This window comes from Streptomyces sp. NPDC087440, from assembly GCF_044744005.1.
Lineage (GTDB): Bacteria > Actinomycetota > Actinomycetes > Streptomycetales > Streptomycetaceae > Streptomyces.
Genome location: NZ_JBIUXN010000005.1, coordinates 297,563 through 324,392 on the forward strand (window position 1 = coordinate 297,563; position 26,830 = coordinate 324,392).

The following is a 26,830-nucleotide window of genomic DNA, read 5'->3' on the forward strand; positions in this document are numbered from 1 at the left end:
AGAGCCGAGATGCCGCAGGACGTAGGAGACGGTCAGCCGGTCGTCCACCTGACGGGCGAAGCCACGGGCGAGCCGGAACGCGGGCAACGCGGACTCGTTGCCGTCCCGGACCGGGCGTGGATCACCCGCCGACGCGCCGGCGCCAGCTCGGCCCCGACCGCGTCGAGCCCCCGGCCGGCGGCCACCAGGCCGTCGGGCTCGCCGCCGAACACGGCGCGCTCGTAAAGGAGTTCAGCCTGCTTGATCCGCTCGTCGACCGGCATGCCGCGACCGTAACGGCCCCTGACACGGCCCGTCGTGGCCTTCGCCCGGCGCGAGTCGCACCCACGTGTGATCCCGGCCGCCCGCCCGGGGGCGGCCGAGGCCGCTCCGCGGCGGCTCGGTTAGGCGCGCAGGTCGGGGGCCGGGGTGTCGTCCGCGTCGCGTGGTTCCGTGCGGTGGTCGAAGTAGGCCCAGGCGAAGATTCCGAGCAGCGCCACCGCTCCCACCGTCAGGTACTGCACCGCCGTGGGCGCGCCTTGGGTGAGGAATACGGCGAGGCCGGTCGCCAGGGCGCCGCCCAGCATGACCATGCGGCTGGCGAAGTGCTGCCCCGGGTCGATGCCGTCGCGTTCGGAGAACAGGCCTTGCGCCGCCTCCTTGGCCGGGTGTGCGGCACCCCTGCGCTTCTTCGACCGGTACTCCAGCCCGTACCCGATCAGCAGGTAGACCGCGAAGACGGCGCCGATCCACGCCCAGTCGGACGGGTCGTCCGTGCCCCCGTGCGCCAGTGAGACCTCCAGGCCCGGAACCATTCCCGGCCTCCCTTCGTCGTGGGGCCGGATGCCCTGACCGTGGCAGCCCATGCGTCTCGGGAGTGCCGCGACCGTCGGGCACGCACTGCAATCGCACGGTTACGATGGGTGGCGTGTGGGAGTCGGTGGGTACGCGTGGTCCCCGGCCCGTGCTGTGGCGGCTGGTGCTGATCACGGTGCTGGCCGGGCTGCTGCACGTGCTCGGATGCGCCCACGGGCCGCAGTTCTCCGGAGCGGTCCCGGCCGACACCGTGACCGGTGCGGCGTCGTACGCGCAGGAGGTGTCGTACGCCCCGGAGGCTTCCCCGGTGTGCACGCACGGCGCGGACGCGGGGTGCGCCGGAGACGACGAGCCCGCTGCCTCGACGGGGCGAACGGACCTTCCCCTTCCGGCTCTTGGCGAGGGCTTGTCGATGCCCTGGAGCGGTGCGGGGCCGTGGGGGCAAGAGGGCTCGGCAGCTGTGGTGCTCGGCAGCTCACCGGGTGACCGGGGGCGGGCGCGGGCCGTACTGGGAGTCTGGCGGACCTGAGCGGCCCCGTCGTGCGGTCCCGTGCGTGTGGTGCGGGACCGGGCGGCTTCACGTACCCGACGGTTGTGCCCCTCGAACACCCCCGGCTGCCCGACCCGCGTCGTCCATGCGGCGGTGGCCGGTTGGAGAACTGTGCGATGAACCCCTCCCTGCTGTCCCTCCCCTCCGCCGTGCCGCCCTTCGCGGTGGCACCCGCTGCCCTGTTGCCCGGTGTCACCGGCCGCGCCCACACCCCCGCCGCGCTGGTCGGTGACACCCCCGTGCTGTGGGTGGGTGCGCCGTTCACGGCCGACGGGCGCGGCTTCTGGGCCAAACTGGAAGGCCGCAACCCCGGCGGCATCAAGGACCGCACCGCCCTGTACATGGTGGAACGGGCCCGCGAGCGCGGTGACCTGCTGCCCGGCGCGCGGATCGTGGAGTCCACCTCCGGCACGCTCGGCCTCGGTCTGGCGCTGGCCGGGATCGTCCACGGCCACCCGGTCACCGTGGTCACCGACCCCGGCATGGAACCCCTGGTGAGCGGCCTGCTCACCGCGTACGGGGCCGACGTGCACACCGTCCGGGTGCCGCATCCGGTGGGCGGCTGGCAGCAGGCCCGCCGCGACCGCGTCGGCGAACTCCTGGCCGCGCACCCGGACGCGTGGTGCCCGGACCAGTACCACAACCCCGACAACGTCCACGCCTACGCCCCACTGGCCCACGAGCTGGTGGCCCAACTGGGGCGGATCGACGCCCTGGTGGTGAGCGTGGGAACCGGGGGCCACTCGGCGGGCGTCGCGTCGGTCCTGCGCCGGTACTTTCCCGCCCTGAAGGTGGTCGGCGTGGACACCTGCGGCTCCACGATCTTCGGCCAGCAGGCGACGCCGCGGCTGATGCGCGGGCTGGGAAGCAGCATCCACCCGCGCAACGTGGACCACTCCCTGTTCGACGAGGTGCACTGGGTGGCGGCCGGGGAAGCGGTCTGGGCGGCGCGGGCGCTGGCCCGGTCCCGGTACGCGAGCGGCGGCTGGAGCGTGGGAGCGGTGTCCCTGGTGGCGAAACACCTCGCGGCGACCCTCCCGGCCGAGTCGAGGATCGCCGCGGTCTTCCCCGACGGCCCGCACCGCTACACCGGCACCGTCTACGACGACGCCTGGTGCCGGGCCCACCACCTGCTGGACCGCCTGCCGGCCGAGGCGCCCGACGAGATCGGCCACCCCGGCGAGCGGGCGGTGACCCGGTGGACGAAGTGCCGGACCGTGACGGACCCCGTGTCCGGTCGGCCGAGTGCGACGGACCCCGTGTCCGGTCGGGCGGGGGCCGTGTCCGGTCGGTCGAGTGCGGCGGGGGCCGCCCGATGAAGGCGCTGTGGGCCTCCACCCGGAGCTTCTCGCCCGCGGTACAGGTGCTGATGGGCAATCAGTTCGCCATCAATCTCGCGTTCTACATGCTCATGCCGTACCTCGCCGCCCACCTCGCCGGTCCGCTGGGCCTGGCCGCCTGGGCCGTCGGCCTGGTCCTGGGCGTACGGAACTTCTCCCAGCAGGGCATGTTCCTCATCGGCGGCACGATTGCCGACCGCTTCGGCTGCAAGAAGCCCATCATGGCCGGATGCCTGCTGCGCACCGCCGGGTTCGCCCTGCTCGGCATCGTGGACAGCCTGCCGGTGCTGGTGATCGCCTCGGCGGCCACCGGGTTCGCCGGAGCCCTGTTCAATCCGGCCGTACGGGCCTACCTCGCCGCCGAGGCCGGGACCCGGCGGGTGGAGGCGTTCGCCACCTTCAACGTCTACTACCAGGCCGGAATGCTGCTGGGCCCCCTGGTCGGGCTCGCCCTGCTGGCCGCCGACTTCCGCCTGGTGTGCCTGGTCGCCGCCGGGATCTTCGCAGCCCTCACGCTCCTCCAGGCGCGCGCCCTGCCCACCCGGCACCCCGGCGAGAGCGGCGGCGCGGAGGGTGAGAGCGGCGGCACGGCGGACGGGAGCGGCGGCGCGGCGGACGGGCGCGGGGTCTGGGCCCAGTGGCGCACGGTGGTGGCCAACCGGCCGTTCCTGCTGTTCTCCTGCGCGATGATCGGTTCGTACGTCCTCACCTTCCAGGTGTACCTCGCGCTGCCCCTGGCCGCGGACGAGGCGTTGCGGGCACGCGGGGCGCAGGTGACGAGCCTGCTGTTCGTGCTCTCCGCAGCCGTGGCCGTCGCCGGACAACTGCGGCTGACCGGATGGGCGAAGGCCCGCTGGACGCACGAACAGGCGCTGGTGCGCGGCCTGGCCGTGATGGGCCTGGCCTTCCTCCCGCTCGCCCTGTGCGCCGCGCCGGGCACGGGCGTTGCGGGCGGAGTGCAGGTGGCGGCGCTCGCCGTCACGGTCGCCGCGCTGTCGGTGGGCAGTGCGGTGGTCTACCCCTTCGAGATGGACACCGTCGTCGCCCTCTCCGGCAACCGCCTCGTGGCCACCCACTACGGCCTCTACAACACCGTCTCCGGACTGGGCATCACCCTGGGCAACCTGGCCACCGGAGCCCTGTGGGACTACGCCGCCCGCCACCAGGCCCTGTGGCTGGTCTGGGCGGCGCTGGCCCTGACCGGTGCGGCCTGCGCCGGGGCGGTGCTCGCCCTGGCCCGCACCGGCCGGCTGACGGCGTCCGCCCGGCTGCCCGCTGCCGCCTGATCTCGGGGCGGACGTGCCCCCGGAGCAGGGAGGGCCCTGCTCCGGGGCCGTGCCGGACGGTCCATCCGCCGTGCCCCGTGGGGTCCCACGGGCCGCCCCCGCATGCCGCCTCTCACCGACCGGTGTCGACCGCCTTCAGGACCGCCGCGACCAGTGGCCCCGCGGATTCACCGCCCCGGCCGCCGCGCTGCATCACCGCGGCAGCGGCGACGTCACCGTGCCAGGCCGCGAACCAGCCGTTCGGCTTCTCCTGCCCGATCACCTCGGCCGAACCGGTCTTGGCCCCGACGTCACCCGTCAGCCCCCGCATCGCGCCGGACGCCGATCCGGACGTGGCCGTCGTGTGCAGCAGGTCCTTCAACTGCTCGTGCGCGGCGGCGTCCAGCGGGCGCCGCGCCGTGGCGAGCGTCCGGCGATCGACGGCGGGCGCGATCAGGTGGGGCTGGGCGAACCGTCCCGTACGGGCGGTGGAGATGACCGACGCCATGGTCAACGGGTTCATCCGCACCTGGCCCTGGCCGATCATCGCGGCCGCCTTCGAGGCGGCGTGCTCCACGGGCACCGACCCGCTGAACGCGGGCAGGCCCACCGTCCACGGCGTGCCGATCCCGAAGACGTCCCGAGCCTGCCGGGACAGATCCGCGTCCGCGATCTTGGCCGCCTGGCTGATGAAGGCGGTGTTGCAGGACGCGGCGAAGCTGCTGCGGAACGTACCGCCGGCGATGTCGAAGTCGTCGACGTTGTGGAACTGCCAGCCCCCGTACGACGCCGTCTTCGGGCACGGATGCGACTTGTCCGACGCGGCCAGCCGCTTCTCCAGCAGCAGCGACGCCGTGACCATCTTCATCGTCGAACCGGGCGCGAGACGCCCTTCGAGAGCGGTGTTGGGGCCGCCCGCACGGGAGTTGGCGACCGCGAGGATCTCACCGCTCGACGGCTTCATGACCACGATCGAGGCATCGGCGCGCAGAGCGACCTCCCGCTCGGCCGCCTTCTGCACCCCGGCGTCGAGGGTGGTGCGCAGCCGCCCGGGCGCGCCCGCGGCGACGGACAGCAGCACCGCGTCGCCGGGCGGTGCCGCGTCCGTGCTCGTCACCGCCGTCGGCTCGATACGGAGTTGGACCCCCGGCCTGCCGCCCGCCGCCTTCGCGGACGTACGCCGCAGACCCTCCACGACCGGGCCGAGCGAGGGGAACTCCCGTACGTCCAGCACCTGCCCGTCCCGGGCCTCCGCACTGACCGGCGCGTTCCCCGTCTCCCGCACCGCGAGCCGCTCGCCCTTGTCCAGCCGGGGGTGCAGCACCCGCGGGTCCCAGTGGACGACCGCCCGGCCGTCCCCGGCGCGCCGCACGACCGTGAGCGCCGTGTCGTACGTCAGGGCCGCGCGCGCCCCCTCGTACCCGAACTCGGCCTTCACCGCGTACGGAACGCGCGCACCGACCGGTGCACCCGCCCGGAGGTCCCGCGCCGCGAGACGGCCGCGCTCCGTGAAGGCGCGCAGCGCGGCGTCGGCGGCCGTCGCGTCGTCGGTCTGCTCTGCGGCCGCCGCGAGGTCACCGTCCGACCACGCGGCGAGGAACGCGTCGGCCGTGGACCTGACCTCCGACGCGCTCGGCGGACCGGTCCGCGGTTGTTCCTCGCTGCCGAACGCCGTCCAGAGGCCGATGCCCGCACCGGCCAGCCCCAGCGAGGCCGCACCCGCGATCACCAAGGTCCGCCGCCTGCCGGTGTCGCGCCGCTTGCCGCCCACGGGGTCTCCGTCCTGCCGCTGTTGGGTCCCAAAGGTTCACAGTAGGGCGGGCCGCCCGCGGCCTCCCTGTCGGCATGAGCCGTTCAGGGTGCGGGCCTCACCGGGTGTCCTCCCGAAGCTGTCCGGCAAGCCAGGTGTGGACGGCCAGTGCGGTGGTGCGGGAATGGTCCTCCAGCACGGTGAAGTGGTCCCCGGGCACGGTGACCTCGGCGTACGGCAGGCTCCACGCGGCGGCCGGTTCGATGCCGGGGAGCGGGTCCGAGGCCCGGACGAACAAGGTCGGGGCCGACACCGCGGTGGGCTTCCAGCCCGCGTACAGCTCCAGATAACCCGCCATCGCGGTGAGCCGGTCGGTCTCGGGCGAGGCGAACCGCGCCGAGTTCTCCAGCATCCCGAGGGTCATCGCCGAGAGCGCGGGCCGGTCGCCGCCGCGCTCGCCGAGACCGTTGTCCTCCCCGGGATAGGTGTCGATCAGCACGACGGCGGACGGCCGCACCCCCGCCCGTTCGAGCTCCTCCGCGACCGCGTGCGCCACCCATCCACCGGCGGACCGGCCCAGCAGGACAAACGGCTCGTCCCCCGCGCAGGCACGCACGGCGGCCACCTGCGCGGCCACGAAGACATCCCGGGAGGCGGGCAGCGGTTCACCCGGCAGGAAGCCCGGGTTCGGCAGCACCGACACCGGACGCAGACCCTGGAGAGCGGGTCCGAAACGGGCGTACTCGTGCGGCCCTGACAGCGCGCTGAGGGCCGGGAAGCAGATCAGCCGGGTCGCGGGGCCCCCGGCGGCCAGGGTGACGGGCGCGGGCGGCGACACGAGGTCCGAGGAGGCCTCGAAGACCTCGCGCAGCCGGGCCGCCATCGTCAGCAGCGCCATCCCCTCCCACGCCTTGCCCCGGGAGCACGCGGTACGGAAGAGCGCAGACAAGGAGTCGCCTTCCGTGGTCCTCGTGGCCGGTGATCCTTCCGACACACTGTCCTGCCGCCCAAGTGCGGAAGGTTCGGCGGTCTCCTGCGCGGCGTGGATCTCGGCCAGGCGGGCGGCGACGCCGCGCGGTGTCGGGTGGTCGAAGAGGAGCGTGGTCGGCAGGGACAGGCCGGTGAGGGCCGCGAGACGGTTGCGCAGTTCGACGGCGGCCAGTGAGTCCAGGCCCAGTTCCGCCAGGGCGCGGTCCGGTTCGATCGCGGCGGCCCCCGAGCCGTGACCGAGCGCCAGGGCCGCTTCCGTACGGACGAGGGAGAGGAGCAGGCCGCCGCGTTCGGCCGGCGGTGCGGCGTTCAGCCGGTGGCGCGGGGAGTCCTCGCCGTGGTCGGCGGTACCCGGTGCGGCGAGCTTCCGTACGGGGCGTCGGCCCGGTACCCGGGAGAGCGGTGACCCGGGGGCGAAGGACGTCCCGGCACCCGCCGGATCGAGCCGAGCGGCGACCAGGACCGCGTCCCGGCCCGCGACGGCCGCGTCGAACACGGCGAGGCCCTCCTCGGTCCGCAGCGGCAGGAAGCCGGAACGGGCCATCCGCCGCAGGTCCGCGTCCCGCAGCCCGGCGGTCATGCCGCCGCTCTGCTGCCAGGGCCCCCAGGCCAGGGACGTGCCGGGCAGCCCGAGCGCCCTGCGGTGTGCCGCCAGCGCGTCCAGGAAGGAGTTCGCCGCCGCGTAGTTGCCCTGGCCGCCGGAGCCGAACACCCCGGCAACCGAGGAGAACAGGGCGAACACGCCCAGATCGCTGCCCCGGGTCAGCTCGTGCAGGGCGAGGGCCGCGTCCACCTTCGGCCGCAGCACCCGGTCGAGCCGTGCCCCGGTGAGTGCCGGGAGCACACCGTCGTCCAGTACCCCGGCAGTGTGCACGACTCCCGTCAGCGGATGATCCTCCGGTACGTCGGCGAGCAGAGCGGCGAGCGCCGTACGGTCGGCGACGTCGCAGGCCGCCACCGTGACCCGGGCACCCAGCGCGGTGAGTTCCGCGCACAGTGCGGTGGAGCCGGGCGCGTCGGCCCCGCGCCGCCCCACGAGCATCAGGTGACGTACCCCGTGCGCGACCACGAGGTGCCGGGCGACGGCCGCCCCCAGGGAACCCGATCCCCCGGTGACCAGGACCGTGCCGTCCGGGGCCAGTTGGCGCGGGATGCCGTCGGCCGTTGCCTCGGGCGCGGGGGAGACACGCACCAGACTCGGTACGTACGCGACACCGTCCCGTACGGCTGTCTGCGGCTCCGCATCGGCCAGCGCGCGGACCACGGCCGCCGCGGACGCCGTACGGTCGTCGATGTCGACCAGCGAGAAGCGGCCCGGGTTCTCCGTCTGCGCCGAGCGCAGCAGCCCCCACACCGGTGCGAGGACAAGAGCGGCCCGCCCGTCTCCGAGGCTTCCGTCCGCCTCTGTCCCGGTGAGGACGGCGTCCGAAGTGACCACGACGAGACGGGAGTCGGCGAGCCGCTCCTCGGCGAGCCACTCCTGCACGAGCCGCAGCGCCCACCCCGCACTGCGGTGTACGGCTGCCGCATGGTCGGGCCCGTCCGTCACGGTGGGCGGAGGGCAGGCCACCACGACGGCCGGTGCGTCCGCTCCCGCCGAGGCCGGATCGGCATAGGCGGTCGGCCGGATGCCCGACTGCCGCAGTGCCTCGCTCAGTTGAGCGCTGGGGGTGCCGAGGAACCCCCATGTGCCCGGCTTCTCCGGCAGCCCGTCGGCGGAGTCCGCCAGCGGTGTCCAGTCCAGGCGGAACAGGCTGTCCCGGGGCGTGCGTACACCGCTCAACTGCTCCGGGGAGAGCGGCCGCAGGGCGAGCGAGGCCACCGTGGCCACCCGTACTCCGGCCCTGTCGGTCAGTTCCAGCCGGGCGCTGCTGCCCTGCCCCCGGGACACCCGCACCCGCAGGGCACGGGTGCCGGACGCGTACAGCCGTACACCGTTCCAGGCGAACGGAAGCGACAGCGCCGCCCGGTCTGCGGACGTCCCGTTCCCGTCCGGGGCGGCCTGCTCCAGCGTCAGGGCGTGCAACGCCGAGTCCAGCAGCGCCGGATGCAGCGCGAAGGGGTGTGCACCCGGGGGAACGGCCTCCGGGAGTTCGACCTCGGCGAGGAGGTCGTCGCCGAGACGCCAGGCGGCCCGCAGGCCCTGGAAGGACGGCCCGTAGCGCAGCCCGTCCTCCGCCAACGCCTCGTAGAAGCTGGCCCCGGCACCGAGTGGCAGCGGAACGGCGCCGGGCGGCGGCCAGGAGGACGAAGCGTCGGGCGAAGGGAGCGGTGCGGGACGGCCGGGCTCGGTGGGGGACAGGACCCCCGAGGCGTGGCGGGTCCACGGGCGGTCTTCTGGCCCGGGAGCGCCGGGTCCGGGAGCGAGCGGCCGGGAGTGGAAGACCACCGTCCGGCGCCCGTCGGCGGTGTCCGCCCGCGCCACCTTCACCTGGAGCTCGACCGTCTCGTCGGGGGACAGCGGCAGCGGGGCCGTCAGCGTCAGTTCCTCCAGTACGGAGGCACCTGCCTGGTCCCCGGCATGAATCGCCATGTCGACAAAAGCGGTCGCGGGCAGGAGCACGGTGTCCAGTACCGCGTGGTCGGCGAGCCAGGGCTGGTCGCGCAGCGACAGCCGACCGGTCAGCAGCAGCCCTCCGTCGTCCGCCGTCGGCGTCACCACGTGCAGGAACGGGTGGGAAGCGGCGTCGCGTTCCGCGGCGGGTCCCGTCGGGTCGGCCTCCAGCCAGTACCGTTCGCGCTGGAACGCGTAGGTGGGCAGCGGGGTGCGCCGTGCGCCGCGCCCGGTGAAGACCGCGTGCCAGTCGACGTCCCTGCCGTGGGTGTGGAGTGCGGCCACGGCGGCGAGCAGCGCGCCCGTCTCCGGCCGTGGGCCGCGCAGGGTCGGCACGGTCACGAGGACGGGGCCGTCCCCGACGGGACCGGGGGCCACTTCTGCCGTGTCCGGCACGGGTGCCGGGCCGCTGTCGGCGAGGCAGTCCCGTACCAGGCCGGTGAGCACACTGTCCGGGCCGAGCTCCACGAAGTGGGTCGCCCCCTGCTCCCTCAAGTGGTGCACGGTGTCGGCGAACCGGACGGGTCGGCGTACGTGGTCCACCCAGTGGCCGGGGGAGCAGATCGCGTCGGTGCTCGCGGGCCGGTCCGCCAGCGCGGAGACGAGGGGAAGGCGCGGCGGGGAGTAGGTGATCTCCCGGGCGACCAGGCCGAAAGCGTCGAGCATGGGGTCCATGTGCGCCGAGTGGAAGGCGTGACTCACCCTCAGCCGGGTGGCTTCGCGGCCCCGGTCGCGCCAGTGCGCGACGGCCTCCAGCACGGCGTTCTCGTCGCCGGAGACGACGACGGAGCGACCGTTGACGGCTGCCACGTCCAGCCCGCGCACACCGTCGGCCAGGTACGCGGCGACCTCGCTCTCGTCCGCCCGCACCGAGGCCATCGCCCCTCCGGCGGGGAGGGCGTCCATCAGGCGGCCGCGGGCCGCGACCAGGGTGCAGGCGTCGGCGAGGGACAGCACTCCGGCGACGTGGGCCGCCACCAGTTCGCCGACGGAGTGACCCGCCACCAGGTCCGGGCGTACGCCCCAGGACTCCAGCAACCGGAACAGCGACACCTCCAGCGCGAAGAGCGCCGGCTGTGCGAAACGCGTCGTACGGAGCAGCCCGCCTGCGGGCGAACCCTCGGAGTCCTCCACCGCGAACACCACGTCGCGCAGCGGCTGCGGCAGCAGCGGATCAAGCAGCGCGCAGATCTCGTCGAAGGAACGGGCGTAGACGGCATGGGACGCGTACAGCTCCCGTCCCATGCCGGCCCGCTGGCTGCCCTGCCCGGTGAAGAGGAAAGCGACCTTTCCCGCCGGGCGGGGACCGCTCGTGCTCACGCCCGGCCGGTGGCGGCCCTCCGCCAGCGCGTCGAGCGAGGCGAGCAGATCCGCGCGGTCACCGCACACCAGCGCCGCTCGATGCTCGAACCGGGCGCGGGTCGTGGCCAGGGAGAAGCCGAGGTCCAGCAGGTTCGTTGCGGGGCGTTCGGCCACGTGGTCGCGGAGGCGGCGGGCCTGCGCCCGGAGCGCCGGGGCGGTCCTGGCCGACAGGGGGAACACCACGGCCGCCCGCGTTTCCTGGTTGGCCTGGTGCGCCTGTGTCCCGGCGTCCGCCTGCTGTGCCTGTGTCTCCCCGTCCGCCTGCTGCGCCCGCGTCTCCCTGTCCGCCTGCTGCGCCTGCGTCCCGCCGTCCGCTTGTTGCGCCCGCGTCTCCCCGTCCGCCCGCTGCGCCTGCGTCGCCGTCGGCGCCTGTTCGATCACCACATGGGCGTTGGTCCCGCTGATCCCGAAGGACGACACGCCCGCCCGCCGGGGCCGCCCGGTGCGCGGCCAGGGGACCGGGCGGGTGAGCAGCGACACCGCGCCCGACGACCAGTCCACGCCCGGGTTCGGCTGCTCGGCGTGCAGAGTGCGCGGCAGTACGCCGTGCTCCAGCGCCTGCACCGTTTTGATGACGGCGGCCATGCCCGCAGCGGCCTGCGTGTGCCCGATGTTCGACTTGACCGAGCCCAGCCACAGCGGGTGTTCGCGCGGTCCGGCGAAGGTCTCCAGGAACGCCTTCGCCTCGATGACGTCGCCGAGCCGGGTGCCCGTGCCGTGCGCCTCCACCGCGTCGATGTCCGCGGGCTCCAGCCGGGCGTCGGCCAGGGCCTGCCGGATCACCCGCTGCTGCGCAGGGCCGTGCGGCGCGGTCAGGCCGTTGCTCGCGCCGTCCTGGTTGACCGCGGAGCCGCGCACCACGGCGAGCACCCGGTGGCCCGCCCGCCGGGCCTCCGACAGCCGGGTCAGGAGGAGCATTCCGGCGCCCTCGGCCCAACCCGTACCGTCGGCACCCGCGCCGAACGCCTTGCAGCGGCCGTCGGGAGACAGTGCCCGCTGCCTGCTGAACTCGACGAAGGACTGGGGTGACGACATCACCGTGGCCCCTCCGGCGAGTGCCAGCGAGCACTCGCCCGCGTGCAGGGCCCCGGCCGCCAGGTGCAGGGCCACCAGGGACGACGAGCACGCCGTGTCCACGGTGACGGCCGGCCCCTCCAGGCCCAGGGTGTAGGCGATGCGGCCGGAGGCGACGCTGCCCGCGTTGCCGATGCCGAGGTAGCCCTCGACACGCTCCGGGGTACGGGCGAACCGGGTGGCGTAGTCGCTGTACATGAGCCCCGCGAACACCCCGGTGGGTGTCGAGCGCATCGAACCGGGGTCGATCCCCGCGTACTCGAACGCCTCCCAGGCGACCTCCAGCAGCAGCCGGTGCTGCGGGTCCATGGCCAGCGCCTCGCGGGGCGAGATCCCGAAGAACGCCGGGTCGAAGCGGTCGACCTCGGACAGGAACCCGCCCTCGCGTACGTAACTGCGGCCCGCCGCGCCCGGGTCCGGGTCGTACAGCCCGTCCACGTCCCACCCCCGGTCGGTGGGGAAGGGCGTGATGGCGTCGACCCCGTCCGCGACCAGCCGCCATAGGTCCTCGGGGCCGCGCACGCCGCCGGGGAACCGGCACGCCATGCCGATGACGACCACCGGGTCCTCGTCCGGACCGGCTGCCTCCGGGCGGCCGGGGACGGCCGGTGCCGTCCTCCCGGTGAGCCGCGAGGCGAGATGCGCGGCGAGTTCGGCTGCGGTGGGGAAGTCGAAGGGCGCCGCTTCGGAGAGGGGGAGGCCGGTCGCCGCCGACAGGCGGTCGCGCAGCACCGTCGACGTCAGCGAGTCCATGCCCAGGTCACGGAAGGCGGTGCTCCGGTCCACCTCGTCGGCGGTGCAGCCCAGTACGGCGGCGGCCTCGGCCCGTACCAGAGCCGTCAGCTCCGCCGTCCCGGCCGCCACCGGGACGGGATCGTCAACCGGCAGGGGGCGCACGGGCACGTCCGCGAGCGCGAACCGCTTCACCTTGCCCGACGCGGTACGCGGGATCGCGTCCACCTCGTGCAGGACGACGGGCACCTTGTGCGGGGAGAGCCGCTCCCGACAGGCGGCGAGGATCTGACGCCGGTCGAGGGCTCCGACGGCCGACGGGACCAGGTAGGCGGCCGGGACCTCACCGAGTACGCCGTCCGGGACACCGGCCACGGCGGCGTCCCGGACCCCCGGCAGCGCCAGCAGGACGGCCTCCACCTCGGAGGGGTGGACGTTCTTGCCGCCCCGGTTGATCAGGTCGCCGACCCGGCCCGTGAGGGTGAGCTCCTCCGAGGCGCTGATCCGGGCCAGGTCCCCGGTGCGGTACCAGCCGTCGCGCAGCACCTCCGCGGTGGCCTCGGGCTGCTGGTGGTATCCGGCCATGACGCCGGGCCCGGACAGCCACAGCTCGCCCTCGCCCTCGCCCTCGCCTTCGTCCGGGCCCGGGGTGCTGCGGCCGTCGCCGATACGCGCCCTCATCCCCGGCACCAGGTGCCCGCAGGAGCCCTCCGCGCGGTCCGCCGGGGGCGTACCCGGTGCCGTCATGGTGACGGGACCCGCCTCCGTACTCCCGTAGTGATCGAGGAACGGGACCCCGCAGGCCTCCTCGAAGGCCCGCTGGAAGGCGGCAGAGGCGGGCGCGCCCCCGCTGACACAGCCGCGCAGGGCCGGTGCTCCCAGCCCGTCGTCCCCCACGGCGTCGAGGAGCTTGCGGTAGGCCGCAGGCACACCGGCCAGCAGCGTGAAGGGGGGCTCACCGCCACGCAGTTGGTCCCGTACGTCCGTCACGGAGAACCGTGGCAGGAGCACGGCGGACGCGCCCGTCGCGGTCACCCCGAGGACGCACAGGACCTGGCCCATGGCGTGGTGGAGGGGGAGGGGCCAGAGCAGGCGGTCGTCCGCGCAGAGGCCGAGGACGGAGACGAAGGAGGACGCCACGGACGCGAGCCGGTTGCGCTGGGTGGACAGCACGCCCTTGGGCAGGCCGGTCGACCCGGAGGTGTAGAGGAGCCAGGCCACCTCGTCGAGCCCGAGGTCGTCCGGGGCGGGTGCGGGGGGATCGGTGGTGACCAGGGGCGCGTAACGCACCACGCTGTCGCTCGTCCCGGCCACCGGGGCTTCGTCCCGCCCACCGGCGTCCTCGACGAGGATCACACCCACCCCGGGGCGCTCCGGCAGCAACGGCCTCAACTGCCGCAGCGAGGAACGGTCGGTGAAGACGAACCGGGCCCCGCTGTCGTCCAGCAGATGCGCCAGCTCGGCGGTGGTGCTCCGTGCGTCCAGAGGCACCCCGACCCCGCCCGCCCTGGTGATCGCGAGGACGCTCTCGACGGCCTCCACCCGGCTGCCCAGCAGGACCGCCGCCCGTTCGCCGTGCCGCAGACCGAGGCGGACGAGGTGTCCCGCCAACCTGCCGGTGCGCAGCTCCAGTTCCCCGTAGGTCACGCGAGAGCGCTGATCCTGGAAGGCGATTTTGGAGCCGAGGTTCCGGGCATGTTCCCGGAGCAGGTCCGGCAGCGGGCGGAGGGCGGCCATGTGGGCTGTCACCGGGCGAACACTTCCTCTGGGTAAGGGAGTTGCTGCCACGACGATAGGTGATCGCTACAGGGGGCTTTGTGCTACGGCCGCGGGGTCGTGGCCGCCGGGTGGGCGAGGATGCCGACGACGTACAGGGTGACGGGGACGGTTGCGAAACGGACGTGATGCGGTCCGCGACTGTCGACGCCGGACTGCCTACCATCACCTGTACAGAGCCCTGAGGTATGGGAGTGCGGATGGAAGGCAGTACTCGCCCGGAGCCGGGGCTCTCCCCCGAGAGGCTCGTCTTCTTCACCGACGCGTTGTTCGCGATCGCCATGACGCTGCTGGCCGTGGAACTGGAACGCCCGGACGGGACGGAGTTGTCCTCGGCCGCCGAGCTGGGCCGCTTCCTGCTGGACCAGCGGGACTCGTACCTGGTGTTCGCCCTGGCGTTCGTCCTGTTGTGGTCGGTGTGGCGCCGCCACCACAGGTTGATGGACGAGGTCGTCGTCCTGTCGAAGTCCTTCGTGGGCTGGCACGCACCGTTCCTGCTGCTGGTCGCGTTCCTCCCGTTCCCGACTGCGGTCATGGGCGCGTCCGTCGGCAACCCGCTGGCGCAGACCCTGTTCGCCGGAACGATGGCGGCCATGGTCCTGTGCGAGGCCGTCATCAAGGAGATCGCCGCCGGCACCGGCCTGGTCGACGCGGACCCCGCGCAGATCCGGCGGCACGCCAACGGGTCCTGGGCGGTGGGCCTGTGGTTCCTGATCAGCGCGGGTGTCGCCTGGCTGGTTCCGTACGCCTTTGTCCTGTGGTTCCTCGCCCCGTTGGCCGCGCCGTACGGCGGGGGCCTGCTCTCCCGGCTGCGCGGTTCCCGTCCGGGGTAGCCGCACGGGGCAGGACGGGGTAGCCGCACGGGGCAGGACGGGGTAGCCGCACGGGGCAGGACGGGGTGCTGGGGCAGGCCCGCGCGTTCCCGGCGTACCCCGGTCAGAAGGCGTACTCCGGTCAGAACCAGTGCAGGCAGTGCGGGGGACGCTCGGCGGCGAAGAGCGCGTCCGCGAGGAGGGCGGCGCCCGGGTGGTGTGCCCGGACGTGTCCGGCGCGTACGAGCGTGCTCGGGAGAGTGCCGCCCAGGTAGAGCGAGCCCAGGTCGCGCACGTCCAGGGACAGGTCGGGCCGCCGGTCGGTGGGGACGCAGACGGCCCTGCCGTCGCGGACGGTCAGCAGGTGGCGGCCGTGCTCGCCCAGGAACGGGTCGTCGACGTCCAGGACGAGCTCGCCGTCCGTGCGCCAGCCGCGTGCGGTCAGTGCGCGCGGTACGTCGAGGAGGCGCACCCAGAGCCAGTCGGCGTGACCGCCGACCTCGCCGGCCCGGAGGTCGGCGAACTGCCAGCGCAGCGGGTGCTCGGGCGGGACATGGCGGAACACGACCTGGGAGACCAGGTCGTGGCCGAGGACAAACCGGGCCAGTGCCGTGAAGACCGCGTCGTCGACGGCGATCGTCTCGTCGACCGTCAAGGTGCTCCGGCCGTCCTGCTGGCCGAGGGAGTAGCTGGCGTAGCCGTCCGGGGTGCCGTCGGCGGCACGGTGGACGGCGACGTAGCGCGGCGCCGGTGAGACCGGCGCAGCCCCTGCTCCCCGGGCCCACCAGTGGTGCGGGCGGGACAGGGCGCCGGGCTGGGCGCGGCGGTACCGGTCGTAGACCTCTTCCAGGATCGCGCCGCAGTCGGCGCGCCGCAGCACGTCGACCGTGCCGTCGGCGGGAGCGGCGGCGGAGGCGTCCGAGTGCGCCCGTGGAGCGGCGAGGGCTGCCTTGTGGCGCTGCACCGTCAAGTGCGCGGTGGAGGTGGCGGGTCCGTAACCGAACCTGCCGTAGATCGGGGCCTCGGAGGCCAGCAGCACGGAGAGGAACTCGCCCCGGTCCCGCACCTCGGTGAGCTGTTGCCGCATCATCGCGCTGAGCACGCCCTGGCGCCGGTGCGAGGGCAGGACACCGACCGAGGTCACCCCGGCGACCGGGACGCGTGCCTGTCCGGGCAGGGTGAGTTCGAAGGAGTACGCGGCGGCGGTGCCCACGGGGCGGCCGTCCGGTGCCACGGCGAGCAGAGCGCGATCCATTTCGAGCGCCGACCACCAGCGCCCGCCCTCCCCGACGGGAGTCTCCGGGAACTGCCCGAAGGCCGCATGAACCGTGTCGACGAAGACCTCCAGGTCCTCGTCGGTGGTGGAGCGAATCTGCATGGCTTCCGTCCTCTTCTCGGGAGTTCGCGGGGGGTTCGCAGCTGTGCTGGTGGGCGGCGCGGACGCTGCGGTACGTGGAGTCGGGCTGTCGGAACGGGCGGGCCTGCTCACCGCTGCGGATGCCCGAGGGTCACCGCGCCGCGGAAGTCCCCGGGCGACATCGTCGACATCACATCGAGCGAAGCGTCCGGCACCGGCAGGAGGTGGGCGTCGACCCAGGTGTCCCCCGTCGCCGTGTTGGCCCAGGGGTCGTCGATCACGACGGCGCCGGGCACGACTCCGTGGCAGAGCACCCAGTGCGGCACGTCGAACCCCAGCATCGTCGCCAACGACAGCAGGAGCAGCACGTGCTCGCTCCGGCCGACCGCCTCCCGGATCCCGGACAGGGAGAGGTGGCGCGCGTCCACCGGTACGCCGAGGCGTTCGGCCTCCGTACGGGAGGTGCGCTGGAGCAGGGCGCGCCACTCCTGGTCCTCGGCCGAGAGGTGGTCGAGCAGGACGGGCCGGTCCGTGTCGAGGTGGACCGTGACCCGGGACGACGGCTGCGCCCTGCGCACGGCGACGCCCAGGCCGACGGGCTCGCACGCCATGAAGTTGGTCGCGTCGCGCCACAGCGTCAGCTCTGCCCGGCGGTCGAGCGCCTCCGGTGGCAGCACGCCCGCGTGCACCTGCGCGACCAGGGCGGTGACGGCGCCGCACGTGAAGTGGGTGCTCTGCCCGTAGTACGGGGGCGGTGCGGCCACGTCGTCGTGCACCCAGCGAACGTAACCGGCAGGCGGCCCGGCCGCGCCCTCCGCCCACGTGAGCGGAGTGTTCAGGGCGGCGAAGCCCGCGGCGGCGGCGTCCCCGGGGTGTGCCGTCCATCCCTCCCACTTCACCTGCGCGAGACCCTGACGGCGTGCGTGGCCGACGACGGCCGCGACGGCCGCCGGGACGTCGCCCACGGCGTCCACGATCTTCAGGTAGGCCGTGCCCGGACGTGCGGTCACGAGCGCGGCCGCCGTCCAGCCCTCCCCGTCGTCTCCGGGGACGGCCACGAGCTGCGGGGCCTGGGCGGACCGGTCGACCGCGCGCCAGCGTTCCGCCACGTCGCGGGGGACGAGCCCCGCCAGGTGGACCGGCCAGGCATCGGACGCGTACGGCACCACGGTGTTCCGTACGGGCATTTCCTGCGGGGACGACATGCGGGTGCTCCTGGCGGGTGAGAACGGGGGAAGGGACGGAAGCGCGCCGGAGGGCTCACGGCGGCCCGCCGGCGGTAGGGGTGGGGAGCCCGGGCTCCCCACCCCTACGGAGGTCAGGCGCGGGACTGCCGGAGCACCCACACGAAGTACGGTGCGCCGACCAGGGCGATCATGAGGCCCGCCGGCACCTGGGCGGGAGCGACCAGGGTGCGGCCCAGTGCGTCCGCCACGCACACCAGCAGTCCGCCGAGCAGCATCGCGACGGGGATCACCCGGCCCTGCCGGGCGCCCACCAGCGAGCGGGCGAGGTGCGGGGCGACGAGCCCCACGAAGCCGACGACGCCCACGGCGATCACACTCAGCGCCGCGAGCACGGCCGCGATCGCCAGCGCGGTGAAACGGGTGCGCTCCACCCTGACGCCGACGATCCGCGGGGTGTCCTCGTCGACGGCGAGCAGATCGAGCCGCTCGCGCAGCGACAGCAGTACGGGAAGGGCGAGCGCCAGGCCCACCGCGACCGGCACGACATCGCCGAACGTGCGGCCGTACGTGGTGCCCGAGAGCCAGGTGAAGATCTGGGGCGTGTCGTACGGGTCGGCGCGCAGCAGGAGGAAGGTGGTCAGGGAACTGAGCCCGTACCCGGTACCGATGCCGATCAGGACGAACCGGTCCGGCAGGAATCCGCCGCGCCACGCCAGCAGGGCGATGACCGCGAACGTGGCGAGCCCCGCCGCGACCGCGACCGCGACGAGCACCGGCTGTCCGCCGCCGAGCCCCGAGGTGACGACACCCGCCGCACCCAGCCCGGCGCCCGCCGTGATGCCGAGCACCCCCGGCTCGGCGAGGGGGTTGCGCACCGTGCCCTGCACCACGCATCCGGCCAGGCCGAGCGCCGCACCGGCGAGGACCGCGGCGGTCACTCTCGGCACCCGGTCGTCGAGCGCCTGTCCGATCAGGTCCGGGGCCGCGCCCTGGAGCCAGAGGACCACGTCTCCCGTCCGCAGCCAGAGGCTCCCCGCCAGGACCGCCACGAGCGCGGCCCCCGCCAGCAGCACCAGCGCGCCGGACACGACGAGCAGGTACGCGCGGGGAGTTCGCGCGGCGACGCGCCCGCGCGGGGGCTGCCGCAGCCGGCCCGTGTCACGCAGCCGCAGCGCGAGGACCACGATCACGACGGAACCGAGCAGCGCGGTCGGCACACCGGTCGGAATGGAGGCGGCCCCGTCCGCCCCCTGCACCGCACGCAGCACCGCGTCCGCGAGCAGGATGAGCAGCGCACCGAGCAGTCCGGCCGCGGGGATCAGGAGCAGGTGCCGGCGCAGCGCGCGCACCCGCCCCGCAATCAGCCGGGCCAGCACCGGGGCCCCGAGACCGACGAAGGCCATGGGCCCCGCGAGGGTGATCGCGGTGCTGGTCAGAAGTACCGCGCAGAGCACGGCGATCACACGGGTGCTGCGGATCGGCACGCCGAAGGTGGCTGCGGCGTCGTCGCCCAGGTTCATCACGTCCAGCCGCCGGGAGAGCGCCAGGGCGACCCCCAGCACCACGACGACCAGGGGGAGGGCCCGCAGGGAGGCGTCGATGTTCAGCTGGGAGAGCGAGCCGCTTCCCCAGGCGTAGAGACCGGTGGTGTTCTGGTGGAACAGGATGAGGAGCGTGCCGGTCGCGGCGTCCAGGGCCATCGCCAGCGCCGATCCGGCGAGGATGAGGCGGGTGCCCGCCGTGCCCGCCGCCCGGCCCGCGAGCAGGAGGACGAGTGCCGCCGCGACGAGGCCGCCGGCGAAGGCGAGGGTGCCCGACGCCCACAGCGGGACGGCGATGCCGAAGGCGGCGGCGAGCGTGAGGGAGAAGTAGGCCCCGGCCGAGACCGCGAGGGTGTCCGGCGAGGCGAGCGTGTTGTGCGTGACGGCCTGGAGCAGGGTGCCGGCGCAGCCGAGGGTGAAGCCCACCGCCACCCCCGCGAGCAGACGCGGCAGGCGCGAGCCGGTGAGGATCTCGCCGACCTGCGCGCCGCCGGGGTTCTCCCGTCCCCCGAGCAGGTGGCGCACCAGGTCGCCGACGCCGACTCCCGACGTCCCCTGGGTGAGGTGCCACAGGCCCACCAGGACGGTCGCGGCGAGGAGGGCGGCCAGCACGGTCGCTCCGGCCGGGCCGCCGCCGCGCTCGGCGCGCGGCAGCGACTTCTCCGCGGTCACCGCTGTGTGCCCGGACACCGCCGTGCGTTCGGATGTCACGGTCTTGACGGGGCTCACTTCTTGCCGAGTACGTCGACGTAGGCGTCGATGGCCTGCATGGTGGAGCGCGGACCGCCCGCACCCCACAGCCGTGCCGGGAACGCGTGGGCGCGGCCTTCCTTGACGGCGGGGAGGCCCTTCCAGATCGGGTTCTTCTGGATCGCGGCGACGTAGCCGCCCGCGCCGTCGTCGTTGGCGTAGAAGAGGTTGGCGTTGCCCACCGACGCGAGCCCCTCGACGTCGGTCTGCGCGAGGCCGTAGGCGGGGTCGACACCGCCGTCACCGTGCTTCTTGTTGACGTCGTCGGTCCACGCGGCCTTCATGCCGAGTTCCTTGCCCAGCTCGGTGAACAGGGCGCCGTCGCTGTACGGGCGGACGGTGAGGTTGCCGCCCTGGAGCCAGCCGTCGAAGAACACGAAGTCCTTCGTCGGCAGCTTGGCGTCGGTGACCTTCTGCTTCGCCGTCGCGAGGTGCTGGTCGAACTCCGTGAGCACCTGACCGGCCCGCTCGGAGCGCCCCGTCGCCTCGCCGATCATGCTGAACACCTTGCGCATGTTCCCGATCGGGTCCTTGGGGTCGGCCCCGCGCGTGGCCATCACGGGGACGCCCCGCTTCTCCAGCTTCTTGATCATCTCGTCCTTGGCGTCGAACGCCTCCACGACGACGAGGTCGGGCTTGGCCGCGTAGAGCGTGTCGAGGTCGGGCTCCTCACGGGTGCCGATGTCCGTCACGCCGCCGGGCAGCTTCTCCGCGCTGACCCAGGTGCTGTACCCCTTCGCGTCGGAGACGGCGGTCGGGGTGACGCACAGGGTCAGCGCGTCCTCGACCTGCTGCCACTCCAGGACCGCTATGCGCCGGGCGGGCTTGTCGAGCTTCACCTGGCGGCCGACGCCGTCGGTGAGGGCGACCGGCTTCGTGGAGGTCGGTGTGGTGTCCTGGGCGCAGCTCTTGGACGCGGGGGCCGCGGCGGGCCTGCTGCTGTCGGCCGTGACCTTGTCGACGTCGGTCGTACCGCAGGACGTCAGGGCGAGCAGGGCGAGGCCGGTCGAGGCCGAAGCCGCCAGGCAACGAACACGGTTCATGAAGGGTTCTCTTTCTGAAGCGAATACGTCGGAGCCGCGAACGCACGGTTCCGGGAGGGGGCGTCCCTTGCGGGGGAGTTCAGGACAGGTGTCGCCCGAGCGGATCGATGCGGAGCCGGCCGGTGCGGGCATCGACACCGACGTCGACCCGGATGTCGTAGACCTCGCCGATGTTCTCGGCCGTGAGGACCTCGGCGGGCGTGCCCGCCGCGTGGATCCGGCCGGCCCGCAGGAGAACCAGCGTGTCCGCGACCCGGGACGCCTGGTCGAGGTCGTGCAGCACGATCCCCACCGCGATGCCGTGCTCCTCGACGAGATCCCGCACCAGGTCGAGCGTCTCGAACTGGTACCGCAGGTCCAGGTGGTTGGTCGGCTCGTCCAGCAGCACCACGCCGGTGTCCTGGGCCAGGCACGCGGCGAGCCAGACGCGCTGCATCTCCCCGCCGGAAAGCTCCCCGACCTGCCGTGCGGACATGTCCCGTACTCCGGTGATGCCCATGGCGTGGTCGACGGCGGTACGGTCCCGGGCGGTCGGTCCGGCGAAGCCGCGGCGGTGGGGGTGGCGTCCGAACGCCACGACCTCCGCGACCGTCAGTCCCTGGGGCGCCGCCCTCGACTGGGAGAACAGCGTCACCTCACGGGCGAACTGACGGGAGGTGAGCAGGGCCGCGTCCCGCTCGGGCTGCCCGTCGGGGGCACCGAGCGTCACCCGGCCACTGGCCACGGGATGCAAACGGGAGAGCGCGCGCAGCAGCGTGGACTTCCCGCTGCCGTTGGGCCCCACGAGGGCCGTCGCACGGCCGGGCTCCAGGGTGAGGGAGACGCCGTGGACGACCGGCTCACCGCTGTGGCGCAGCAGCAGGTCGTGTCCGGTGAGCGCGGCCACCGTTCCGGCAGGTGCCGCCGGGGGAAGCGCGGCACGCCGCAAAGGGCTTGTGAACATGGCAGGTCCGGACGGTCGGAGGGAGTGACGAGGACTGCGGCACCCCTCCGCCCGGCCTTCACCGGCCGGACCGCACACGCTCCCGCGTACGGGCAGCACCGTGCACGGCGAGCAGCAACTAAGGGTTACCTAACTCCGGAACCATATATTCCGCTCAGCTGGCCGACAATCCGGTGTTCTGGCCACCCGATACGGAATTCCGGACACCCGCGCCCGCCCCGGCTGCCGTCTCGAAGAACGCACCCGGCGTGGTGCCCATGACGCGCCGGAAGGCGGCGATGAAGGAACTGGGCTGGGCGTAGCCGAGAACCTCGGAGACCGTCGTCACGTCGAAGCCGTCGGCCAGCAGCATCAGCGCCCGGTGCACCCGCAGCAGTTGCCGCCACTGCGCGAAGGAGAGACCCGTCGCCCGACGGAACGCGCGGGTGATCGTACGGTCGCTGCTCCCCAGCTCCCGCGCCCACTCCTCCAGGGAGCGGCCGTCGCCGGGATCGTCCAGCAGGGCCTCGGCGATCGCGTCGATCCGGGGGTCGCCCGGCAGCTGCAACGCGAGCTGGGGCTCCAGGGGCTCGATCACGTCGAACACGACGGATTCCGCCCGCAGCCGGGCCTCCTCGTCGAGATCCGTCCGGGACAGATGGGTCAGCAGGGACTCCAGCAACGGCGTCATCGCGATCGCTTTCGGTCCGTCGAACGCGAACGGCGTGCGGTCGGGAGCGAAGAAGGCATCGTGCAACCGGGCGCCTTCCGTCGCCCGGCCCGCGTGCACCGTTCCGGCCGGCATCCACAGCCCGTGACCCTCGAACACGGTGAAGACGCGGTCTCCCACCCGGGACGCCAGCGTCCCGCCGCGCACCCAGACGAGCTCGTGGGCGGGATGCGCGTGCGGCACCCACTCCGTGGGCGCGGGGACGATGTGGGACTCGGCGACGATGGCGCTGGAGGCCACCCGCTGCTCCGGGAGCGCCTCGGCCCGGCGCACCACGGTGCCCGCCTCGCGCCGCCACATCCCGGGGGCCGCCTCCCCACGGGACGATCTGATCATGCGGACGAGTCTAGCCCGGCCGCCGCCGGGGGAGCGGGCCGTGAATCCGCAGGTGAGCGGAGCGACACCGGCCGTCGCCCATCCGGGCCGAACTCGTCCGCGGCCGTCGGGCGGGCTCGTCGGCCGCGGGCCTACGCCATACGGAGCGAGTTTGAAAATACGATCAACGGTTCGCGTGATCTGGGCATCTATGGGCTGATGTGGTTCTGGGCGGCCGCGTGCCGACCGGTGACGACTTCCTTTCGCTACGGAGCTTGCGGGTGACGCCCTGTCATTCCCGCCTGAGAGAGAGGTGCGATGGAGATGCATCAGCCCGCGAGCCCGCCGACGCGCGAGGGACTTCGCGGCGAACCCCGCTGTCCCGCCAGGCCTTCGGCGGGGCGTACCGGTGCACGGCGCACCAGCGATCGCCGGCTTGCGTCCGTCCTCCTCGCGACCGCCGTGGTTGCCCTGCAAGCGGCAGCCGGTGTGGCCTTCACGGCCGCCCCGGCGGTTGCCGCGACCGCCCGGTGCACCCCGGGAGCAGGCTTCAACAACTGCCTCCGCTACACGTTCAGCGGTGGAGACCAGACCTTCACGGTGCCCAAGGGGTCCTCGCCCGTCCGGGCGAAGCTGTGGGGAGCCGGTGGTGCGGGTCGCACCGCTTCCAGCCGAGGGGGCGGCGGTGGCGGATTCACGCAGGGCACCGTCGGGCTCCTGACGGCCGGTCAGAAGCTCACCGTCACCTCCGGCGGCGCGGGCGTTCCGGCCGAGACGGTGAACCGCGCCTACGGGGGCGGCGGGCTCGCCGGGACCGGCCAGAACTTTGGCGGCGCCGGTGGCGGCATGTCGGCGATCTGGGCCGGGGCCTACGGCACGACGCCGCTGCTCATCGCGGGCGGCGGCGGAGGCGGCTCAGTGCTGCTGGCCGGTTCCTCGACCCGGTCCGGTGGCGGAGGCGGTGGTGGTACGACCGGGGCCGACACCGGAGTGGCCGACCCGGGACGCGGTGGTCCCGGCCAGCAGACCACCGGTGGAGCGCCCGGCACCGGCACCAACTGCCCGACCGCTCCCACGGCGGGCACCAAGTTCCGGGGCGGGAACGCCGGCTTCGCCCCCTTCGGCAACGCCTACTCCAACAGCGGCGGCGGCGGGGGCGGCGGCTGGTTCGGTGGCGGCGGCGGAGTCTGCGGCCCGAGTCAGGGCGCCGAAGGAGCGGGTGGCGGCGGCGGATCGGCGTACATCGGCGGAGCGGGCGTCAGCGCGGCCACCACCACCCCGGGCGGCGTGGCGTCCGGACCCGGCACGGGCGGCGCGGCGGGCGGAGCAGCCGACCCGCAGCGCGCCCCCGGCATCGGGGCCGGTGGCGCGCAGGGCAAGGGCGGCAACGGTGAAGTGGTCCTCCAGTTCACCCTGCCCGCCCCGGTCATCACCGGGCCGACCGGCACCGTCGGGGACGAGACCCCCACGATCACCGGCACCGGCGAGCCGGGCACCGTCATCACCGTCAGGGACAAGAACAACAGCCCCCTCTGCACCGCCACGGTGCAACCCGACAGGACCTGGTCCTGCACCGCCACCACCCCGATTCCGGCCGGACCGAACAGCTTCACCGCGACCCCCGTCGACCCGGACGCCCCCGACGCCACGTACCCCTCCAGCGCACCGGACAACGTGACCGTGGCACCGGAGGCCGACCTGGCGATGGTGAAGAGCACGGCGACCACCACCAAGGTGGCTCCCGGCGAGACCTTCGCGTACCGGCTCACCGTCACGAACAACGGCCCGTCCGTCGCGCGGAACGTCAAGGCGGGAGACCCGCTCCCGACGCCGTTGGGTTTCGTCTCCTCGGCCGACGGCTGCACCGCGACCGGGCAGCGCGTCACCTGCGGTCCGGAGGCGACGCTGGCCGTGGGCGCGAGCAGGACGTGGACGTTCACCGTCCGCCTCGACCCCGGCTACACCGGTGACGGCTCCGACGTCGGCAACGTGGCCACCGCCACCGCGGACACCGGCGACTCCCGCCCGGACAACGACTCCAACGATCCCGTCGGCCTGCCGGGCGGCGGCCCCGCCGACCCCCGGGCGGACATCGAGAGCGAGAAGAAGACCCCCTGAGCCGTGCCGTACGGACCTGAGCCGTGCCGTACGGACAGGAGCGGCGGCTTGCGGGACGCCGCTCCCGTCCCCGTATCCGACCGGCCCGTTCGGGCCGGGGACCGACAGTGTGGAAGGCAACACTTCATGCAGACGAATGCAGCAGCGCGACACCGACGGAGAGCCTCGTGCGCCGTGGCCCTCGCCCTGTGCACCGGGTTCTCCGCGTTCCCCCTGACCACGGCGGACGCGGCCGCAGTCGCCGAGTCCCGGGGCGATCGGGCCGCGGAGGGCATCGCGTACAGCGCGTCGGGCGGACCCCGTACCGGTAGCGTGCGGGCGATCCCGCCGGGGCAGCCGTTCACGTACACGCTGTCGGCGAAGAACAACGGGCCCTCGACGGCCCGGAACGTGAAGTCGACCGACACGCTCCCGGCGAACATCGAGTTCGTGTCCTCCGCCGACGGGTGCACGGCGGCCGGTCAGGTCGTCACCTGCGGACCCGAGCCCACGCTGGCGGTCGGGGCGACCAAGACCTGGACGTTCACCGCGCGGATCAAGCCGTCCTACACCGGGGACGGCAGCGACCTGGGCAACGTCACCACCGGTTCGTCGGACGCGGGCGACCCGGACCCGGGCAACGACGGGACGGACCCGGTCAAGCCGCCCGGCCCGTTCACCCCGCAGGCCGACATCACCACGCAGAAGGCCCACGTCGCCCCGGGGCCCGTCGCACCCGGGCAGGAGTTCGACTACCGGATCACGGCGTCCAACGCGGGACCCTCGGACGCGCGGCAGGTCAGCGCCACCGACGCCCTCCCCGCCGGGCTGACCTTCGTCTCCTCGGCCGACGGCTGCACCGCGGCCGGCCAGAACGTCACCTGCGGGGTCGAGCCCGCCGTCGCCTCCGGCGGAACCAAGGAGTGGCGCTTCCGCGTCAAGCTGGACCCGTCCTACGCCGGTGACGGATCGGACCTGACCAACGTGGCCACCGCCACGTCGGTCACCCAGGACCCGAACCCCGCGAACAACCCCAGCACCGCGGCCCCCGCCCCGACGATCGGCCGGCCGAACGCCGACCTGGCGACCACGAAGGCTCCCACGACGACCGCGAAGATCTCCGCGGGCGAGACCTTCGACTACGCGATCAGGGTGGTCAACAACGGCCCCTCGGCGGCCCTCAACGTCAAGGCGAGCGACCCGCTGCCCGCCGCGCTGAGCTTCGTCTCCTCGGCCGACGGCTGCACCGCGAGCGGCAGTACGGTCACCTGCGGACCGCAGGCGTCCCTCGCGCCGGGCGCCGCCAAGGTCTGGACGTTCAAGGTGAAGCTCGACCCGGACTACCTGGGCGACGGCTCCGACGTCCGCAACGTCGCGACCGCTTCCTCGGACACCGACGACTCCGACCCCGGCAACAACTCCAACACCCCCGCAGGGCTGCCGGGCGGCTCTCCGGCAGCGCCGAAGGCCGACATCGAAAGCGGCAAGACGGCTTCGTGAGCCGATCGGTCCCGCCTTCCTGACCGGGAGGCAATTCCCCTTTCCCTTCCCCTTTCCTGACCCGGAAGCAACGAGTACGGCCCAGAGGCTGCGGCCCCCGACGGGGGGTCGCAGCCTCCTCTCGTGCCGCGCGCTCCCGGCCGCCCGAAGGAGGCCCGGGGCCGGACACGCGGACGCACAGCCCGCCAACGTACGGCCAACGGCTCTACGTGATGCCACCGCCTTCCGCAACAGCGCGTCGGGCCCGTCCGCTCTTGGGCCGGTCCCGAGAGGGCGCGGATCGCGTGGTGAGCAGCGTCCTCCCGCGTTCGGGAGCGGGGTCGTGGTGTGCGGGGCGCGCCTTACTCCTCACGGGTGACTGAGGCTGTCGTACGAGTTGCGCCCCCAC

Annotated in this window: 16 protein-coding genes; 6 read left to right on the plus strand and 10 right to left on the minus strand. The window is 73.8% G+C overall.

Going from position 1 to position 26,830, the window contains the following annotated elements; all coding sequences use genetic code 11:
- Nucleotides 1–32: 32 nt before the first annotated feature.
- Both ACIO3O_RS14225 and ACIO3O_RS14230 read right to left on the minus strand, forming a co-directional pair.
- Nucleotides 33–263 (minus strand): hypothetical protein, encoded by a 231-nt coding sequence (locus tag ACIO3O_RS14225; protein WP_401745153.1) that lies wholly within the window; start codon nucleotides 261–263, stop codon nucleotides 33–35.
- Between the two features lie 120 nt (nucleotides 264–383).
- Nucleotides 384–794 (minus strand): hypothetical protein, encoded by a 411-nt coding sequence (locus ACIO3O_RS14230; protein WP_401745154.1) that lies wholly within the window; start codon nucleotides 792–794, stop codon nucleotides 384–386.
- A 113-nt stretch (nucleotides 795–907) separates the two neighbouring features.
- Here ACIO3O_RS14230 and ACIO3O_RS14235 point away from each other — a divergent pair, with 113 nt between their 5' ends.
- From ACIO3O_RS14235 to ACIO3O_RS14245, 3 genes are all read left to right on the plus strand, one after another.
- Nucleotides 908–1,324: a hypothetical protein gene (locus tag ACIO3O_RS14235; protein ID WP_401745155.1), complete on the plus strand. Its 417-nt coding sequence runs from the start codon at nucleotides 908–910 to the stop codon at nucleotides 1,322–1,324.
- 137 nt (nucleotides 1,325–1,461) lie between these two features.
- Nucleotides 1,462–2,664: a PLP-dependent cysteine synthase family protein gene (locus ACIO3O_RS14240; RefSeq protein ID WP_401745156.1), complete on the plus strand. Its 1,203-nt coding sequence runs from the start codon at nucleotides 1,462–1,464 to the stop codon at nucleotides 2,662–2,664.
- Nucleotides 2,661–3,971 (plus strand): MFS transporter, encoded by a 1,311-nt coding sequence (locus ACIO3O_RS14245; protein WP_401745157.1) that lies wholly within the window; start codon nucleotides 2,661–2,663, stop codon nucleotides 3,969–3,971. The genes ACIO3O_RS14240 and ACIO3O_RS14245 overlap by 4 nt, the downstream gene beginning before the upstream one ends.
- 112 nt (nucleotides 3,972–4,083) lie before the next feature.
- Here the strand turns inward: ACIO3O_RS14245 and ACIO3O_RS14250 are convergent, their stop codons facing one another.
- A complete protein-coding gene (locus ACIO3O_RS14250; RefSeq protein ID WP_401745158.1) occupies nucleotides 4,084–5,721 on the minus strand; it encodes a penicillin-binding transpeptidase domain-containing protein in 1,638 nt (545 codons plus the stop codon).
- 97 nt (nucleotides 5,722–5,818) lie between these two features.
- On the minus strand, nucleotides 5,819–14,161 hold the full coding sequence (locus ACIO3O_RS14255; protein WP_401745159.1) for a type I polyketide synthase: 8,343 nt from the start codon (nucleotides 14,159–14,161) through the stop codon (nucleotides 5,819–5,821).
- Nucleotides 14,162–14,388: 227 nt separating this feature from the next.
- On the opposite strand from ACIO3O_RS14255, the gene ACIO3O_RS14260 reads away from it, so the two are divergent.
- Nucleotides 14,389–15,021, plus strand: coding sequence for a TMEM175 family protein (locus ACIO3O_RS14260; protein WP_401745160.1), 633 nt, complete (start codon nucleotides 14,389–14,391; stop codon nucleotides 15,019–15,021).
- A gap of 121 nt (nucleotides 15,022–15,142) precedes the next feature.
- On the opposite strand, the gene ACIO3O_RS14265 is transcribed toward ACIO3O_RS14260, so the two are convergent.
- The 6 genes from ACIO3O_RS14265 to ACIO3O_RS14290 all read right to left on the minus strand — a co-directional run bounded on the left by ACIO3O_RS14265 (nucleotide 15,143) and on the right by ACIO3O_RS14290 (nucleotide 22,866).
- Complete coding sequence (locus ACIO3O_RS14265) at nucleotides 15,143–16,378, minus strand: GNAT family N-acetyltransferase (protein WP_401745161.1); 1,236 nt, start codon at nucleotides 16,376–16,378, stop codon at nucleotides 15,143–15,145.
- A 107-nt stretch (nucleotides 16,379–16,485) separates the two neighbouring features.
- The gene (locus tag ACIO3O_RS14270; RefSeq protein WP_401745162.1) at nucleotides 16,486–17,562 is read right to left on the minus strand and encodes a peptidase C39 family protein; all 1,077 of its coding nucleotides are present in this window, start codon (nucleotides 17,560–17,562) and stop codon (nucleotides 16,486–16,488) included.
- A gap of 113 nt (nucleotides 17,563–17,675) precedes the next feature.
- Nucleotides 17,676–19,796: an iron ABC transporter permease gene (locus tag ACIO3O_RS14275; protein WP_401745163.1), complete on the minus strand. Its 2,121-nt coding sequence runs from the start codon at nucleotides 19,794–19,796 to the stop codon at nucleotides 17,676–17,678.
- Nucleotides 19,797–19,810: 14 nt separating this feature from the next.
- Nucleotides 19,811–20,878, minus strand: coding sequence for an iron-siderophore ABC transporter substrate-binding protein (locus ACIO3O_RS14280; RefSeq protein ID WP_401745164.1), 1,068 nt, complete (start codon nucleotides 20,876–20,878; stop codon nucleotides 19,811–19,813).
- Nucleotides 20,879–20,957: 79 nt separating this feature from the next.
- The gene (locus ACIO3O_RS14285; RefSeq protein WP_401745165.1) at nucleotides 20,958–21,821 is read right to left on the minus strand and encodes an ABC transporter ATP-binding protein; all 864 of its coding nucleotides are present in this window, start codon (nucleotides 21,819–21,821) and stop codon (nucleotides 20,958–20,960) included.
- A gap of 154 nt (nucleotides 21,822–21,975) precedes the next feature.
- Complete coding sequence (locus tag ACIO3O_RS14290) at nucleotides 21,976–22,866, minus strand: helix-turn-helix domain-containing protein (protein WP_401745166.1); 891 nt, start codon at nucleotides 22,864–22,866, stop codon at nucleotides 21,976–21,978.
- 441 nt (nucleotides 22,867–23,307) lie between these two features.
- Here ACIO3O_RS14290 and ACIO3O_RS14295 point away from each other — a divergent pair, with 441 nt between their 5' ends.
- Nucleotides 23,308–24,963: an Ig-like domain-containing protein gene (locus ACIO3O_RS14295; protein ID WP_401745167.1), complete on the plus strand. Its 1,656-nt coding sequence runs from the start codon at nucleotides 23,308–23,310 to the stop codon at nucleotides 24,961–24,963.
- A 174-nt stretch (nucleotides 24,964–25,137) separates the two neighbouring features.
- Nucleotides 25,138–26,442 (plus strand): DUF11 domain-containing protein, encoded by a 1,305-nt coding sequence (locus ACIO3O_RS14300; RefSeq protein ID WP_401745168.1) that lies wholly within the window; start codon nucleotides 25,138–25,140, stop codon nucleotides 26,440–26,442.
- The last annotated feature ends 388 nt before the right edge of the window (nucleotides 26,443–26,830 follow it).

Coding starts and splice junctions, on each gene's coding strand:
- ACIO3O_RS14225 (WP_401745153.1), bottom strand. CDS start 263: ATGCCGGTCGACGAGCGGATCAAGCAGGCTGAACTCCTTTACGAGCGC.
- ACIO3O_RS14230 (WP_401745154.1), bottom strand. CDS start 794: ATGGTTCCGGGCCTGGAGGTCTCACTGGCGCACGGGGGCACGGACGAC.
- ACIO3O_RS14240 (WP_401745156.1), top strand. CDS start 1,462: ATGAACCCCTCCCTGCTGTCCCTCCCCTCCGCCGTGCCGCCCTTCGCG.
- ACIO3O_RS14245 (WP_401745157.1), top strand. CDS start 2,661: ATGAAGGCGCTGTGGGCCTCCACCCGGAGCTTCTCGCCCGCGGTACAG.
- ACIO3O_RS14260 (WP_401745160.1), top strand. CDS start 14,389: ATGGAAGGCAGTACTCGCCCGGAGCCGGGGCTCTCCCCCGAGAGGCTC.
- ACIO3O_RS14265 (WP_401745161.1), bottom strand. CDS start 16,378: ATGCAGATTCGCTCCACCACCGACGAGGACCTGGAGGTCTTCGTCGAC.
- ACIO3O_RS14270 (WP_401745162.1), bottom strand. CDS start 17,562: ATGTCGTCCCCGCAGGAAATGCCCGTACGGAACACCGTGGTGCCGTAC.
- ACIO3O_RS14280 (WP_401745164.1), bottom strand. CDS start 20,878: ATGAACCGTGTTCGTTGCCTGGCGGCTTCGGCCTCGACCGGCCTCGCC.
- ACIO3O_RS14285 (WP_401745165.1), bottom strand. CDS start 21,821: ATGTTCACAAGCCCTTTGCGGCGTGCCGCGCTTCCCCCGGCGGCACCT.
- ACIO3O_RS14290 (WP_401745166.1), bottom strand. CDS start 22,866: ATGATCAGATCGTCCCGTGGGGAGGCGGCCCCCGGGATGTGGCGGCGC.